This is a genomic window from Microbacterium sp. MPKO10, from assembly GCF_026107415.2.
GTDB lineage: Bacteria > Actinomycetota > Actinomycetes > Actinomycetales > Microbacteriaceae > Paramicrobacterium.
Genome location: NZ_JAPCHX010000004.1, coordinates 350,124 through 365,772, shown reverse-complemented (window position 1 = coordinate 365,772; position 15,649 = coordinate 350,124). Strand labels below are relative to the sequence as shown.

At 64.5% G+C, this 15,649-nt stretch carries 14 protein-coding genes; 7 read left to right on the top strand and 7 right to left on the bottom strand.

From position 1 onward, the window contains the following. Positions 1–5 precede the first annotated feature (5 nt). The 6 genes from dacB to OK352_RS09870 all read left to right on the top strand — a co-directional run bounded on the left by dacB (position 6) and on the right by OK352_RS09870 (position 4,956). On the top strand, positions 6–1,418 hold the full coding sequence (dacB, locus tag OK352_RS09895; protein WP_265141306.1) for a D-alanyl-D-alanine carboxypeptidase/D-alanyl-D-alanine endopeptidase: 1,413 nt from the start codon (positions 6–8) through the stop codon (positions 1,416–1,418). 14 nt (positions 1,419–1,432) lie between these two features. Beyond that, positions 1,433–2,032, top strand: coding sequence for an isochorismatase family protein (locus OK352_RS09890; protein WP_265141305.1), 600 nt, complete (start codon positions 1,433–1,435; stop codon positions 2,030–2,032). Between the two features lie 301 nt (positions 2,033–2,333). Then, a complete protein-coding gene (locus OK352_RS09885; protein ID WP_265141304.1) occupies positions 2,334–3,014 on the top strand; it encodes a hypothetical protein in 681 nt (226 codons plus the stop codon). Next, positions 3,007–3,303, top strand: coding sequence for a transcriptional regulator (locus tag OK352_RS09880; RefSeq protein ID WP_265141303.1), 297 nt, complete (start codon positions 3,007–3,009; stop codon positions 3,301–3,303). The genes OK352_RS09885 and OK352_RS09880 overlap by 8 nt, the downstream gene beginning before the upstream one ends. Further along, entirely contained in the window at positions 3,300–4,187 is an 888-nt protein-coding gene (locus OK352_RS09875) for an ABC transporter ATP-binding protein (RefSeq protein ID WP_265141302.1), read from the top strand. Before OK352_RS09880 ends, OK352_RS09875 begins: the two co-directional genes overlap by 4 nt. Positions 4,188–4,197: 10 nt before the next feature. Then, complete coding sequence (locus tag OK352_RS09870) at positions 4,198–4,956, top strand: ABC transporter permease (protein WP_265141301.1); 759 nt, start codon at positions 4,198–4,200, stop codon at positions 4,954–4,956. A 72-nt stretch (positions 4,957–5,028) separates the two neighbouring features. Here OK352_RS09870 and OK352_RS09865 read toward each other — a convergent pair whose 3' ends face one another. Further along, the gene (locus OK352_RS09865; RefSeq protein ID WP_265141300.1) at positions 5,029–6,471 is read right to left on the bottom strand and encodes a helix-turn-helix transcriptional regulator; all 1,443 of its coding nucleotides are present in this window, start codon (positions 6,469–6,471) and stop codon (positions 5,029–5,031) included. Between the two features lie 154 nt (positions 6,472–6,625). Here OK352_RS09865 and OK352_RS09860 point away from each other — a divergent pair, with 154 nt between their 5' ends. After that, positions 6,626–8,467, top strand: coding sequence for a phosphoenolpyruvate carboxykinase (GTP) (locus OK352_RS09860; RefSeq protein ID WP_265141522.1), 1,842 nt, complete (start codon positions 6,626–6,628; stop codon positions 8,465–8,467). A 467-nt stretch (positions 8,468–8,934) separates the two neighbouring features. Here OK352_RS09860 and hpaD read toward each other — a convergent pair whose 3' ends face one another. From hpaD to hpaH, 6 genes are all read right to left on the bottom strand, one after another. Then, positions 8,935–10,077 (bottom strand): 3,4-dihydroxyphenylacetate 2,3-dioxygenase, encoded by a 1,143-nt coding sequence (gene hpaD, locus OK352_RS09855; RefSeq protein WP_265141299.1) that lies wholly within the window; start codon positions 10,075–10,077, stop codon positions 8,935–8,937. 91 nt (positions 10,078–10,168) lie between these two features. Continuing rightward, complete coding sequence (gene hpaE / locus OK352_RS09850) at positions 10,169–11,662, bottom strand: 5-carboxymethyl-2-hydroxymuconate semialdehyde dehydrogenase (protein WP_265141298.1); 1,494 nt, start codon at positions 11,660–11,662, stop codon at positions 10,169–10,171. Between the two features lie 19 nt (positions 11,663–11,681). Continuing rightward, positions 11,682–12,380: a GntR family transcriptional regulator gene (locus OK352_RS09845; RefSeq protein WP_265141297.1), complete on the bottom strand. Its 699-nt coding sequence runs from the start codon at positions 12,378–12,380 to the stop codon at positions 11,682–11,684. Further along, the gene (locus OK352_RS09840) at positions 12,362–13,813 is read right to left on the bottom strand and encodes a fumarylacetoacetate hydrolase family protein (RefSeq protein ID WP_265141296.1); all 1,452 of its coding nucleotides are present in this window, start codon (positions 13,811–13,813) and stop codon (positions 12,362–12,364) included. Before OK352_RS09840 ends, OK352_RS09845 begins: the two co-directional genes overlap by 19 nt. 147 nt (positions 13,814–13,960) lie before the next feature. Further along, entirely contained in the window at positions 13,961–14,782 is an 822-nt protein-coding gene (locus OK352_RS09835; protein ID WP_265141295.1) for an HpcH/HpaI aldolase family protein, read from the bottom strand. Beyond that, positions 14,767–15,552 carry a 2-oxo-hept-4-ene-1,7-dioate hydratase gene (gene hpaH, locus OK352_RS09830; RefSeq protein ID WP_265141294.1) on the bottom strand — a complete coding sequence of 262 codons (786 nt, stop codon included), beginning with the start codon at positions 15,550–15,552 and terminating at the stop codon, positions 14,767–14,769. The genes OK352_RS09835 and hpaH overlap by 16 nt, the downstream gene beginning before the upstream one ends. Between the last annotated feature and the right edge of the window lie 97 nt (positions 15,553–15,649).

Here is a 15,649-nt window from a genome sequence, read left to right as displayed (position 1 = left end):
ACAGGGTGTCTCGCCCCGTTCGCTCTTCGCCGCGCCGCCGTGCCCTCTGGGCCGTCGGTGCCATCGTCGGCGTCATCCTTGCGGGAGGTTCGGTTGCGGCCGGGGCGGCGATCGAGAATCCCTTCCCCATCGCGACGAGCGCATCGGCGACACCGACGCCGTCAGCGACGCCGACTCCCGATCCGCGACCGCTTGCCGAGAGCCCGGTCCCGGCGAACAGTATTCGGCAGTGCTCGGTCGCCGAGGCAGCATCCGACCCGCTGCTGAACACTCTGCAGGCTCGAGTTGTGAATGCCGACACCGGTGAGCTTCTCTACGACCGCAATTCGACAACTCCCGCGCGGACGGCGAGCAACATGAAGCTCATCACGGCGGCAGCGGCGCTGGAGACCTTCGGTGCCAATTACCGTATCTCGACCCCCGTCGTCGAGGGCAGCGAACCGGGCACGATCGTGCTCGTCGGGCAAGGGGACATGACGCTCACCCGTCTTCCGACCGGGCAGGAGTCAGTGTATCCGGGGGCCGCGCACCTCGACGCTCTCGCCTCCGCCGTCAAAACGGCGTGGTCCGAGGCCGGGCACACAGAGCCCATCACCCGCATCGTGCTCGACAGCAGCGCGTTCACGGGGGAGAGCTGGCTGCCCAGCTGGGACACCAAGGGGATGCGCGAGGGCTACCAGTCGCACGTCAGCGCACTGCAGGTCGACGCCGATCGCCTCTGGCCGGCCAGCGAATACTCACCACGCGGAAGTGACCCGGTCGCACGCGCGGGGGAGGCCTTCGCCGCGTACTTCCCCGACGCCACGACGACCATCGGTGAGGCACCGGCGGATGCTGCGCAGCTCGCCGCCGTCGAGTCGGCACCGCTGAGCTCTCTCGTGGAATACATGCTGCTGTACAGCGACAACATGATCGCCGAAAGCCTCGCGCGTCTCGTCGCGATTGAAGAGGGTGCCGGAAGTGACTTCGCCGCACTTGCCGATGGGATCCCCGCAGCACTTGAGCCGCTCGGGATCGACACGAGTGGGCTGACGATCGTCGATGGCTCGGGCCTCAGCGCCGACAATGCCGTCCCGAACATCTACTTCACGAAGCTGTTGCGCGGCGTCGTGGAAGGCACTATTGATATGCCGTCGATTCTCGACGGGCTGCCCGTCGCCGGGGAATCAGGCACCCTGCGATACGACAGCCGTTTCTCGGGCGATGCCGAGGCGGCGGCGGGCCACGTCATGGCGAAGACGGGGTGGATCCAAACGGCATACACGCTCTCGGGCGTGATCGAGCCTGAGGATGGCTCGACCCTGGTGTTCTCGATCTACGCGCTCGGGGATCAGCCGCTCCCGAGTACGACTGCGCACGCGGTGGATATGCTGGCCACAGCGTTCTACCGTTGCGGCAACGACCTATCGAATCTGTGATCTGGAGGAGCTCTATGGCGCGCGCATTACTGATCATCGACGTTCAGAACGACTTCACGGAGGGCGGAGCGCTCGGCGTCGCTGGCGGCGCTGACGTTGCCCGCAATGTGACCCGCTGGCTCAATCTCGCATCGGCTCGGTACGACACTGTTGTCGCATCACGTGACTGGCACAACGCCAGTGACGACAACGGCGGCCACTTCGCCGCCGACGACGCCGAACCCGACTTTGTCAACACGTGGCCGGTGCACTGCGTCGCTGATACACCCGGCGCCGAGTACCACCCGGCCTTCGACACATCATCGGTGAATATTCACGTTCGCAAGGGACAGGGAACTCCCGCGTATTCGGCCTTCCAGGGCACGACGGACGACGGACGCAGCCTCCTCGAATCGCTCACCGAGGCAGGGGTGACCGAGATTGACGCCGTCGGCATCGCCACCGATCACTGCGTGCGCGCCTCGGTGCTCGATGCTCTCGAAGATGGTCTGCACGTCACGGTGCTCACCGATCTGATCGCCGGCGTTGCTGCGGACCCGAGCTCGGCTGCACTCGACGAGATGGCCGTTCACGGAGCGACCCTGACGACATCGGGAGAGGTGCCCGCCGAGTAAGGGGCTGAACCAGGGCTGTGCCCGGTACACGAGGGCGAGGCCCTTGAGCGCCCGCGCTTGGCAGGGGGTGAGGTGCTGACCAGGAGCCCTGCGTCGGCATCTTGATGTCCGTATGCGCCACAGGTGCTGTGTCGGAGTATGCGCTGTACGGGTTCGGTCACTGGCGCATGGGATATCGGGGCAAAGCCCGGATGTCGATGGCGGCTATCCGTCGAGCGTCGCGCACGAGCATCCGTCGGGCATAACTTTATATTTGACAAAGACATTGCTTTTGAAAACTACTTTGTGTTACAAAGTAGACATGTCAGATTTCGACGAAGAGCCCACCGGCGACGAGGCGCTTGATCCTGCCGAGATGCTGCGACTGCTGAACGATCAGCAAAAGAGCGTCTCCACGCAATTCGGGAGCATGGCCTGGACGGTCACTGCCACATGGGGTATCGCCTGGACGGTGGGCTTCACGAGCGTGTGGCTCATCGACGGGCTCAAACCGGCATTCTCGATTCCCGAAGCGGCGGGCTTCATCGTGCTCGGCGTGGTTGTCTGTATTGCCGTGATCGTCTCGGTCATCATGGGGATCCGCACCGGTCGCGGAGTGAAGACGACACGGGAGGAAGCGTTCTCGTCTGCGGCGTATGGCTGCACGTGGTCGCTGTCGATGATCGGGATTTGGCTGTTCGGAATGGCGCTGATCTCGCAGGGCATGAGCCCGCACATCATTCAGTTCTACTTCTCGTCGGGATTCGTGTTGATGACGGGGATCATGATGGCCGTGACTGCCGCGGTCTGGAAGATGAAATCCGCGCTCTTCATCGGGATCTGGCTCGTGGTGATCGCCGCAGTGGCACCATTCTTCGGTGCCCCGGGAAACTATTTGTTCCTCGCGATCAGCGGAGGCCTCGTCTTCATCGGGTTCGCCATCGCCGCGGCCGCATACAATTCCGGCCTCAAGCGGCGCGTCCAGGGAGATCGCCGTGGCTGATCTGGACCCTGTCATCCACGCGCAGGCGCGGCTGCGCATCACCTCGGCACTTGCCACTCTCGGGCCGAAGGAAGCAATCACGTTCCCCCGCTTGCAGGAGGTGCTCGGCATGACCGCAGGAAATCTCTCGACGCACTTGCGCAAGCTGGAGACCGCGGACTACGTCTCGGTCGAGAAGGTGATCGAGGGTCGTTCGCCCGTCACCTACATCGCATTGACCACCTTGGGGCGACGACGCTTCGAGGACTACACCGAATCATTGAGAAGCCTTTTGGGAGGAGCCTCATGACCACTCTCGCGCACTTCGACAGTGTGACGCGCCGATACGGCGACGTCACAGCACTCGACAACGTCACTCTGGACATCGAGTCGGGCCACATCGTCGGCCTTCTGGGCCCGAACGGGGCGGGAAAGACAACGTTGCTCTCACTGCTGCAGGGCCTTCGCCGCCCCACGAGCGGAACCGTGCGGCTGTTCGGTGGAGAGCCGGGTGACTACCGACAGCGCCAACGCCTTGGCTGCACGCCGCAAGAGACGGCTCTGCCGCAGGCGCTCAAGGTCGGGGAGATCCTCCAGTTCGTCGGGAAACACTTCGACGACCCGGTTCCCGTCGACGAGATCGCCGCCGAATTCGGGCTCAGCGATATGCTCCGCAAACAGTCGGGGGCGCTGTCTGGAGGGCAGAAGCGACGGTTATCCGTCGCGCTTGCCTTCGTCGGACGTCCCATGCTCGTCCTGCTCGACGAGCCAACGACGGGTCTTGACGTCGATGCGAGACGCACCCTGTGGCAGGCGGTCCGTCGCCAGCACGAGAACGGCGCCACGGTCGTCGTCACGAGTCACTACATCGACGAGGTCGAAGCGCTCGCCGAACGTGTCATTGTCGTCGACGAGGGGCATGTCATCGCGGATGACGACCTCCCGCAGATCCTGGGGCAGGTGCAGGGACGGATGCTGCGGCTGTCGACGCCGCAGCCCGACGCCGTTCTCGCACTTGATGACGTCCGGCATCATCAGCCCGAGAACGATGGGTCACACACGTTCCTCGTTGGGGACGGCGACGCCGTCGTCACGGAGCTGGTGCGCGAAAGCATCCCGTTCTCGAATCTGTCGATGCGCCGCGCCACTCTCGAAGAGGCGTTCCTGGCGCTCACTGAAAAGACCACGGCCTGAGGAGGACATCATGTCGAACACAACACTTCGCCTCTCTGGCGTTCATGCAAAATATGCGCTGATTGAAACATTCCGCATTCCCATCGCGGTGATTGGCACGATGGTCTTTCCGGCCCTCGCCCTGCTGTTCTTCGTTGTGCCCCAGGAATACGTCGCTCAGAATCCGCTCTATGCCACGCAGGCTGTCATCTCGATGAGCGTCTTTGCGGTGATGGCCAACTCGCTGTTCGCCTTTGGGATCTCAATTTCCGAAGACCGCGAGAAGCCGTGGGATCCGTATCTGCGCACGCTGCCCGTACCTGGGCTGTCCCGCGTGCTCGGCTATGTCTTTTCCACCGGCGCGCTTGGGCTTGCCGCCATCGTCCCCGTCCTTCTGATCGGCGGCCTGTTCACCGCGGCCGAGGCCGACCCCTGGCGCGTCGTCGCCGGATTCGTCGCCCTGGCCATCTCGGCGATTCCATTCATGATGATCGGTGTCGCCGTTGGGTACGGGATGCCGTCAAAGGCGGCGATCGCCGTCGTGCAGGTCGTGATGTTCGGCTTCGCCTTCGCCGGAGGGCTGTTTCTGCCACCTGAGATGTTCGCATCGTGGCTCGACACGCTGTCACGGTTCTTCCCATCCCGGCAGGCGCGCGACCTCGTGATCTGGGCCGTCCAGGGCGGATCGCTCGAACCCGCGACGTGGCTGGGGATCATCGCCTGGATCATCGTGACCGGAGTGCTGGCGCTCCTCCTCTATCGCCGTGACGAGGGACGCCGGTTCCACTGACGATCTTCGCCTGATGGCGTCTGGCTGACGCCGTACGACCGGCCCCGCGGATTGCTTCCGCGGGGCCGGTCATCACTCGGTCGCTGCGTGACGATCGAGGAAGTCGTAGACCTCGTTGTCGTCGACGCCGGGGAAGCGACCCGAGGGCAACGGCGCCAGCACCTGGGTGTGCAGGCGAGCGCTCGGCCACGACTTGTCACGCCACTTCTCGGAAAGCTCGTCCGAGGGTCGCTGGCAGCACGACTCGTCCGGGCACTGAGACTCGGCACGGCGCTGTGTTTCGCGGCCGCGGAACCACTTCGCCTCGTCAAAGGGAACGCCGACGGAGATCGAGTACTCACCAGCATCCGTCGTGCCCGTCTGCGTCGAGCACCAGAATGTTCCGACGGGTGTGTCGGTGAACTGATACTGCTCTGTCGTGCGGTTGCGGCGGGCGAATGCAGATCTGGCGCTCCATTTGCGGCAGACCCGCTGGCCCTCGATCGAGCCGGTGACGTCGCTCGGGAGGGGCAGCCCGTCATTCTCGTAGCCCTTTTGCAGCATCCCCTCATCGTTGACCCGCAGAAAGTGCAACCGCATGTCGAGCTGCGAGGTCGCGAGGTTGGTGAGGCGCAGCCCCGCCGCCTCGTGGGTCACACCGAAGGCGTCGCGGAAGTCCTCGACGGCGAGGTTGCGGTCTTTCTTCGCCTGGGTGAGGAAGGCGACGGCACGGGTCTGCGGCATGAGGCAGCAGGCGGCAAAGTAGTTGATCTCGAGACGCTGCCGCAGAAACTGTGCGTAACTCGTGGGCACCGTGTGCCCGAGAATGCGGTGCGCCATGGCCTGCAGTGCCATGGAACGCAGCCCGTGACCGCCGGGAATCGACGCGGGCGGAAGGTAGATGCGCCCGTTCTCGAGGTCGGTGATGGAGCGCGCCGAGTTGGGCAGGTCGTTCACATAGAGCAGTTCGAACCCGAGCTGCTCCGCCATGATCCCGACGGTGCGGTGCGTGAGTGCACCGGTTGCGTGGCCCGCCGCAGTCACACGTTCTTCGGCGACCTTCTCAATATCGGGCAGATAGTTGTCTCGCGAACGCATGAGGGCGCGCAACTCGGTGTTTGCGCGCCTGGCCTCTTCGGGCGTCGCGATCGCCTCCGTGGCGCGGCGCTGTAGCTCGCGATGCAATCCGACGATCGCCTCGAGTGTCTCATCGCTCATGCCGCGGCTCGGCTTGACTGCAGGCAGGCCCAGCGTGGAGTAGAGCGGCCCGGCTTGGGCGTCGAGCAGCTCGAGCTCCAGTGCGGCGCGACGGGAGGGCGGTTCGCGGGTCAGAAGATCGGTCAGTGGAACATTGACAGCGTCGGCGATCGCGGTGAGCAGCGAGAGCTTGGGCTCGCGCTTGCCGTTCTCGATCAGCGAGAGCTGACTTCCTGTGACGCCCACGGACTCTCCCAGCGTGTCGAGGGTGAGACCGGCACGCGTCCGGAAATGGCGAATGCGGTGCCCGAGTGTGGCGAGATCGCTCGATGTGACCATGAATCAACAATATCGCAAGAATTGCATTTCTTAACACCAGAATTGACAAGGAACTCGTCAAACCATGCCGCAAAGTGGAGTTAGGACATGATCTTGACAGTGCTCGGAGGCGCAAATGTCACTCGCAGGACTCATCGAACAGCGAAGCGACACCATGGATAAAGCGGAGGATGGCACTCGCGGTGCGTCCCCGTCTCAGCGTGAACTCCCCGGCGGCCTGGATGACCTGCGTGCGTGGGTTGACGAGGTGGCCGAGCTGACGCAGCCGGACGACGTGGTCTGGTGCGACGGGTCGCGCGCAGAGTTCGATCGGCTGGCCAAGCAGATGGTCGCGGAGGGCAAGCTCATCAAGCTGAACCCCGAATGGCGCCCCAACAGCTATCTCGCCCGGTCGACGCCGTCCGATGTGGCGCGCGTCGAGGCGCGCACGTTCATCGCGAGTGAGACCGAAGAGGATGCTGGTCCCACGAACAACTGGGCCGAACCGACCGAAATGCGGCAGACGCTCAACCGCGTCTTCACGGGCAGCATGCGCGGACGCACGATGTACGTCGTCCCGTTCTCCATGGGCCCCGTCGGCGGACCATTGTCGCAGCTGGGCGTACAGATCACCGACTCCGCGTACGCCGTGCTCTCGATGGGCATCATGACGCGCATGGGCGACAAAGTTCTGGAGCTGATCGCGGGCGGCACACCGTGGATCAAGGCCTACCACTCGGTCGGTGCCCCGCTGGAGCCGGGCCAGGAGGATGTCTCGTGGCCGTGCAACGACGAGAAATACATCGTGCAGTTCCCCGAGTCACGTGAGATCTGGTCTTACGGATCCGGGTACGGCGGCAACGCCCTGCTCGGCAAGAAGTGCTTCGCCCTGCGCATCGCGAGCGTCATGGCTCGTGACGAGGGATGGCTGGCCGAGCACATGCTGCTCATTCGGGTCACCGACCCGAACGGCCGTGCCTTCCATGTTGCGGCGGCGTTCCCCTCGGCATGCGGCAAGACGAACCTCGCGATGCTGCGCCCCACGATCCCCGGCTGGAAGGTCGAGACGATCGGTGACGACATCGCCTGGCTGCGTCCCGGTGACGACGGGCGCCTGTGGGCGATCAACCCCGAGGCCGGCTTCTTCGGCGTCGCTCCTGGCACAGGTGAATCGACGAATGTCACCGCCGTCGAGACGCTGTGGGGAAATACCATCTTCACCAACGTTGCGCTGCGCGACGACGGAGACGTCTGGTGGGAGGGCCTCACGGACACCCCGCCGGATCATCTGATCGACTGGGAAGGCAACGACTGGACTCCCGAATCCGGGCGTCCGGCCGCGCACCCGAACTCGCGCTTCACCGTCGCCGCGGCGCAGTGCCCGCAGATGGCTCCTGATTGGGAGGCCGACGGGGGAGTGCCCATCGACGCGATCCTGTTCGGCGGTCGCCGTGCCACGAACGTTCCGCTTGTCGTCGAGGCCTCCGATTGGAGCCACGGCGTCTTCATGGGGGCGACGATCTCCAGCGAGCGGACCGCCGCGGCCGAGGGAACCGTCGGCGAACTGCGCCGTGACCCGTTCGCAATGCGGCCGTTCTGCGGCTACAACATGGCGGACCACTGGGCGCACTGGCTGTCGATTGGAAACAAGCTTCGCTTTGACCGTGCCCCGCGGATCTTCCAGGTCAACTGGTTCCGCAAGGGCGACGATGGTCGCTTCCTGTGGCCAGGGTTCGGCGAGAACTCCCGTGTTCTTGAGTGGATCGCCGACCGGCTCAGCGGTTCTGCCGCTGCCGAGACGACGCCCATTGGCCGACTGCCGCAGCTGGATGATCTCGATCTGAACGGTATCGATCTGCCGCGCGAAGACCTTGAGGAGCTGTTCTCGGTGAACCGTGAGGGCTGGCTTGAGGAAGCCGACCTCACCGAAGAGTTCTTTGCGATGTTCGGCTCGAAGGTTCCTGCCGCGTTGCGCGCCGAGCTTGAGGCGCTGCGTTACCGGCTCGAGAAGGAGTAAGCAGACCACCGCGGCGCGCGCGGGGGACACAAGTGCGCGCGCCGCGGTCATTCTCACCAGTGGTGAGGAGGTGGGCCGGAATGACGCCTTGGCCGGACGGTTTCGGAACACCTCCTCGCTCCTGGAGCGAAAGGCAACGGGTGGCACATGCCAGTGGGGCGTGCGTGTGCCACCCGTTTTGCTGTGCCCCGCGGCAATGAGAACTCGCCGTCATGGCCAGGAGACAAGAATAGTCGAGCTAGAAAGTACGAGCTCAGTGGGCGGGTCGCCGCAGTTCGCGGTCAAGTGCTGATTCTCAAATTACGCATGTCCACGCAGGAACGCGATGCACGCGGACATGCGGCAGCACAGCGTGACGTCTCGGCCGTAGAGTGCGCGTCGTCGGTGCGTCGTCGTGCCGCAATGTGCGTCACACGGTGAGGGGCAGATGCTGACAGCATCCGCCCCCTCACCGACTTCTGTGCGTGTTACAGCGTGTTGCCGAGCTTGAAGCCCTTCTCTTCGTCATCCTTGCGCGTGTATGAGAAGCCGTCGGCGCCGACCGTCACCGCCATCTCACTGGCATCAGTGCGCGCGTGCACGGGCTGAGGATTGCCGTCGAGGTCGAGTACGAGCGATGCGTCGGTGTACCAGCTCGGCACGACGGGGTTTCCCCACCAATCGCGGCGCTGGTTGTCGTGCACATCCCAGGTGACCACCGGGTTGTCGGGGTCGCCTGTGTAGTAGTCCTGCGTGTAGATCTCGACACGGTGACCGTCGGGGTCGCGCAGATAGAGGTAGAACGCGTTTGATACGCCGTGCCGGCCCGGCCCGCGCTCAATTGCATCTGAGCGGCGAAGTGCGCCGAGCTTGTCGCAGATTGCGAGAATGTTGTGCTTCTCGTGCGTCGAGAACGCCACGTGGTGCATGCGCGGTCCGTCGCCGCCCGTCATGGCGGTGTCATGAACGGTGGGTTTGCGACGCATCCAGGCTGCATACACCGTTCCCTCGGCATCCTGGATGTCTTCGGTGACGCGGAAGCCGAGGTCCTGCATGAACTTCACCGCGCGCGGCACGTCAGGCGTGACCTGATTGAAGTGATCGAGCCGAACGAGCTCACCCGCGTGGTGCAGGTCGTACCGCCACGACAGCCGCTCGACATGCTGCACGTCGTAGAAGAACTCGTACGGGAATCCCAGGGGGTCGACCACGCGGACGGAATCGCCGATGCCCTTCGTGAACCCCTCGGGAGCACGGCGCACATCACACCCGAGCTGCCGGTAGTACTCCTCGGCGCGATCGAGTTCGTCACGGGAGCGCACACGGTACGAGAACACGGCGACCGCCGCCACATCCCCACGGCGCAGCACCAGGTTGTGGTGGATGAACTCTTCCGTCGAACGCAGGTAGACCGCATCGTCGGTCTCGTCTGTCACGTACAGACCCAGGACATCGACGTAGAACTCCCGAGAGGCCGCGAGATCGGTGACGACGATCTCCATATATGCGCAGCGCAGGATGTCCGGGGGAGCAACGGTCGGTGTCGGCACCGGGTTGTCTGTGGTGATGGGAGCCTCCTGGCTCACATAGAAGCCCGACGACGTCAGGGTCATGTCTTCACGGTTTGTCATGTCAGCATCCTTGCTTCACGTGCTCGGCCAGCCTCACGGCGGGGCGCGGATGCTGTGCGGCATCGCGCCCTCGCCGGGAGGGCGAGCATTGTCAGTTCTTTCCGAAAGTGGGGTTGTGCGGGGCACCAAGCGTGATGTGCACGCTCTGCTGGTCGGTGTAGAAGTCGATCGAGCGGTATCCGCCCTCGTGGCCCAGCCCCGACGCCTTGACGCCGCCGAACGGGGTGCGCAGGTCGCGCACGTTGTTCGAATTCAGCCACACCATGCCGGCCTCGACGGACTGCGCGAAGTTGTGCGCCCGCTTCAGGTCATTCGTCCACACGTACGCGGCAAGACCGTACTTGGTGTTGTTCGCCAACTCCAGTGCTTCAGCCTCATCATCGAACGGCGTGATCGCCACTACCGGCCCGAAGATCTCCTCCTGGAAGATGCGTGCATCCGGCTTCACATCCGCGAACACGGTGGGGGCAACATAGTTTCCGGTGTCGAAGCCCTCGGGCCGACCGCCACCGGCGACCAGGCGCCCTTCGGTCTTGCCGAGTTCGACGTAGCTCATGACCTTCTCGTAGTGCTCGGGGTGAACGAGCGCACCGACCTCCGTCTCGGGGTCATGTGGATGCCCCACCTTCACGCGCTTCGCCTGCGCAGCGTAGCGTTCGACGAACTCGTCGTACACCGACCTCTGCACGAGGATGCGGCTCCCGGCCGTGCACCGCTCACCGTTCAGTGAGAACACGCCGAAGATGCAGGCATCGATCGCGAGCTCAAGGTCGGCGTCGTCGAACACGATCGCCGGCGACTTGCCGCCGAGCTCCATCGAGAGGCCCTTGAGGTAGGGAGCCGAGTTCGCGAAGATCAGCTGCCCGGTCTTGCTCTCGCCCGTGAACGAGATGAGAGGCACGTCCGGATGCTTCACGAGAGCATCTCCAGCATCCTCACCGAACCCGTTGACGAGGTTGAACACACCCGTGGGAAGACCGGCCTCTTCGAAGATTCCCGCCCAGAGTGATGCGGAGAGCGGGGTGAACTCGGCGGGCTTCAGAACGACGGTATTTCCGGTTGCGAGTGCGGGCCCGAGCTTCCAGGACTCCAGCATGAACGGCGTGTTCCAGGGAGTGATCAGCCCCGCGACGCCGATGGGCTTGCGGTTGACGTAGTTGATCTGCTTGCCCGGAACCTTGTACGCGTCGTCTGCCTGAGCGACGATCAGGTCGGCGAAGAAGCGAAAGTTCTCGGCCGCGCGGCGGGCCTGCCCGAGAGCCTGCGTGATTGGCAGACCCGAATCGAACGACTCGAGCTCGGCGAGGCGGTCGCCGCGCGACTCGACGATGTCGGCAATGCGGTGCAGCACACGCGAGCGTTCGCGGGGGAGCATGCGTGGCCAGGGGCCGTTGTCGAACGCATCTTTCGCGGCAGCGACGGCGCGGTCGATGTCTTCTTTCTGACCGGATGCTGCCGTGACGTAGCTCTCGTTCGTCACAGGGTTGAGAACGTCGAACGTCTCTCCGGACAGGCTGTCAACGACCTCTCCGCCAATGTAATGTTTGATGCTCGACGGCAGATTATCGGGAACGTGGTGACCCATGTGGTGCCTCCTTCTTCGGCTACGACGTGTGAGCGGGCCCGTGAGCCTGCTGGTAAGCGGTGAACGCCTCGAGGGTGGCGAGACGATGATTGCGGGCGGCCAGTTCGATGTCGAGCAGCGCGGCCTCTGACTCAATGAGCGTCAGGATGTTCTCGTGCTCTGTCACGGAGTCGCGAGCACGGCCCGGAACGAAGCTGAAGGTCGAGTCGCGCAGCGCGCGCATGCGGTTCCAACCCTTGTGCACGAGGTCGAGGATGTGCGGATTCGGGCATCCCTCGTAGAGCACCGCGTGGAACTCTTTGTTCAGCTCGGTGAAGCGGTGCGGATTGAAATCGTCGAGGCTGGCGGCCATCGCGTCGTTGATGTCGCGGGCGGCAGCGATGCGCTCGGGGGTCATGAGATGCGCCGTGAGACTTGTCGCTGCCCCCTCGATAATGGCGAGCGACTGCATCGTGTGCACGTATTCGGTGACCTCGATCATCGCGACCTGGGCGCCGACGTTGCGTTCGAACGTCACGAGTCCCTCGGCCTCGAGGCGACGGATCGCCTCGCGCACCGGCACGACGCTGACGTCGAGCTCACGCGCAATCTGCCCGAGCACGAGACGGTAACCGGGAACGTAGCGTCCGCTTTCGATGCGCTCGCGGATCCAACGGTAGGCGCGCTCGGACTTGCTGAGCGCTGCCGGTTCGTCGCCGCTCACTGCTGTGAGAGCCATGCCTGGTACCGTTCCTTCCACTCGTCGTTCATGGGGAAGAGCCCCTCGATGCGTTCGCCGTTCGCCACCTGCTCGGCCGTCCAGCCATCACGGCGTTCCTGCTCGTAGGCAGCATCGATCACCTCGTGCGCAACTGCCGGTGGAATGACGATGACGCCGTCGTCGTCACCCACGATGAGATCGCCCGGCTGCACAGCGGCTCCGCCGCAGGCGATGGTGATGTCGGTCGCCCACGGCACATGACGGCGACCGAGCACCGACGGATGGGCACCCTGCGAGAACGTCGGAATCTCGAAGCTCGCGACCTCGGCAAAATCACGGATGCCGCCATCGGTGACGATGCCTGCCGCACCGCGCACCTGCGCCCGCAGGGCGAGAACATCGCCCACGGTGCCCGTTGCGGGCTCGCCGCGGGCCTCCATCACGAGCACTTCGCCGGGTTGGACGCTGTCGAACGCCTGCTTCTGCGCGTTGTAACCGCCGCCGTGGCTCGCGAACAGGTCCGGGCGGAACGGGATGAACCGCAAGGTGCGGGCAAGACCGTACATCTTCGTTCCCGTGCGGCTCGCCTTCACGCCCTCGATGAAGATGTCGACGTGGCCGAGCTTCCGCAGCGCGGCGCTCAAGGTTGCGACAGCTGTGGCGTCAAGCTTCGTGCGCAGGTCAGGCGTGAGCTCGAAGGTCTCGTCGCGCGTCAGCCCGGCGGCTTCGCGGCTGCCCCACGCGGCTTCGCGCTGTGCGTCTGTCGCTTTCGGTTTCTCACCAGCATCCGTGAACGCCGTTGTCCCCTCAACGACCCGTGTCGATAGGCGACCTGATGAGGGCGCACCGGCGGCTGTCGGAGCATCCACTTCGACCTCGACGGTGTCGCCGGGGGCGACGACGGACGACCCGGCCGGTGTTCCGGTGAGGATGATGTCGCCCGCGTGCAGGGTCATCATCTGCGAGAGGTCTGCAACGATCTGGCCGAAGGGGAACAGCAGCCCCGCGGACGTGTCGTCCTGCACGAGCTTGCCGTTGACCCATGTACGCACGCGTATGGCCGCCGGATCGACGCGGTCAGCTGCGATCACGTGCGGCCCGAGCGGCGTGTACCCGTCACCACCCTTGGAGCGCACGTTCGAGCCCTTGTCGGCCGCGCGAAAGTCGTAGAGACCGAAGTCGTTGGCTGCGGTGACGCCTGAGACGGCCGCCCAGCCCTCGTCGGGGGAGACCCGGCGCACATCCGTGCCGATGATCAGCGCGATCTCGCCCTCAAACGCCAGCAGCTCGGTGCCGAGGGGGCGCTCGATGGTGCCTCCCGTCTCGCCGAGAGACGATGCCGGCTTGAAGAAGTACGACGGGTGCGCGGGAATGCGCCCACGCTGCTCGGCGCGGGAACGATAGTTCAGGTGCACGGCAACGATCTTGGGTGCGGTCACGTCGTGGGTCATGGACGGTCTCTCCTCATCGTGGACTGTCGTATTCCAAATGATATACGATCTTGACGCGTGGGGGAAGACCCCACCGGATGCTGTCGCACGCGGCACCGTTCGACGCACGCGGTGCGCACAGCATCCCGGTTGCCGCGTTCACGGCGCTCAATAGCTTGCCCGAGGTTCAGCGTCGTCATCGGTCTGCTCCTGAGGCAGCCACGTGGCCGCCAGAGCTTCGCTCGCGCGGGCGAGCAGTGCGACATCGGCGGCGACGAAGGTGAAATCGACGCCCGTCTCGAGGTAGCCGCGGGCGGCCTCGGGGGCAAACGCGTTGACGCCGACGGGCACGCCGAGTTCGTTCATCGTGCGAATCGTGGTCTCGACAGCATCCACGACATCGGGGTGGCCCTGCTGGCCCAAGTGTCCCATGGATGCTGCAAGGTCGCTCGGCCCGATGAACACACCATCCACGCCGTCGACGGCGGCAATCGCCCGCGCATTGCGCACGGCTTCCGCCGATTCGATCTGCACGTAGAGCGAGATCGTGTCGTCGGCATCCGTGAGGTAGTTGTCGACGCGGTTCCAGCGCGAGGCACGGGCGAGCGCACTCCCGACACCGCGAACACCGCGCGGCGGGTAGCGCACGGCGGCGACGGCAGTCTCAGCATCCTCGGCCGTGTGAACCATCGGGACGAGCAGGTTCTGCACCCCGATGTCGAGATACTGCTTGATGATCACCGTGTCGTTGACAGGCACGCGTACAAGCGGCGTGATGGGGTACGCGGCGACGGCCTGCAGCTGCGTCAAGATCGTGTCGAGAGTGTTCTGGCTGTGCTCGCCGTCGATGAGCAGTAGGTCGAGGCCGCTCCCGGCGCAGATTTCGGCGTTGAGTGTGCTGCCGCTGCTCACCCACATGCCGACGAGCGCGCGATCGGAGGAAGCAATGCGCTCACGCATGGTGGGGGGAGGGGTCAGTCGAATCGGCATGTGATGGCTCCCAGCTGTCCGTAATCGGCGTGCACGGTGTCTCCGCGTTCGACCCACATGGGCCGCGTGAATGACCCGGCGAGAATGATCTCGCCCTTCTCGAGGCGGTCGCCGTGGTGAGCAAACTTGTTGGCGAGCCAGGCGACTCCGGATGCTGGATGATTCAGCACCGCGGCGGCGACGCCCGACTCTTCGATGGTCTCGTTGCGGTAGAGCAGAGCCGAGACCCAGCGCAGGTCGACGGCGTCGACGGCGACGGGGCGGCCACCCAGAACCATGGCGCCGAGGGCGGCATTGTCTGAGATCGTGTCGACAATCGTGCGGCCGGCCATCTCGATGCGCGAGCTGAGCACCTCGAGCGCGGGCACGACATACTCAGTTGCGCGCAGCACGTCGAAGAGTGAGCAGTTTGGGCCCGTGAGGCTCTCGCCGAGCACAAAGGCCAGCTCAACTTCGATGCGCACATTCGAGAACCTGTCGAACTCGAGGACCGAGCCGTTTTCGTAGACGAGGTCGTCGAAAATCACGCCATAGTCGGGCTCGGTGATGCCGGTGGCCTGCTGCATGACTTTCGAGGTGAGGCCGATTTTGCGGCCGACGACGCGGCGCCCAGCCTCGATGCCGCGCTGCTTCCAGACATTCTGCACGGCGTAGGAATCCTCGATGGTCATGCCGTCGTGACGCGCCGTCAGCAGGGGGATGGTCGACCGGGTTCTCTCCGCCTCGGCCAGCTCATCTGCGATGGACACGATGTCTGAATGCTCAAGCACGTGTGGCTCCACTTCGTCGTCGAAAGCTTCTGCAATGATCGTATACGATCACGGGCGATCTGTGTGGGTGGAGATCTTTTTAGGGACCCGGTCAGTA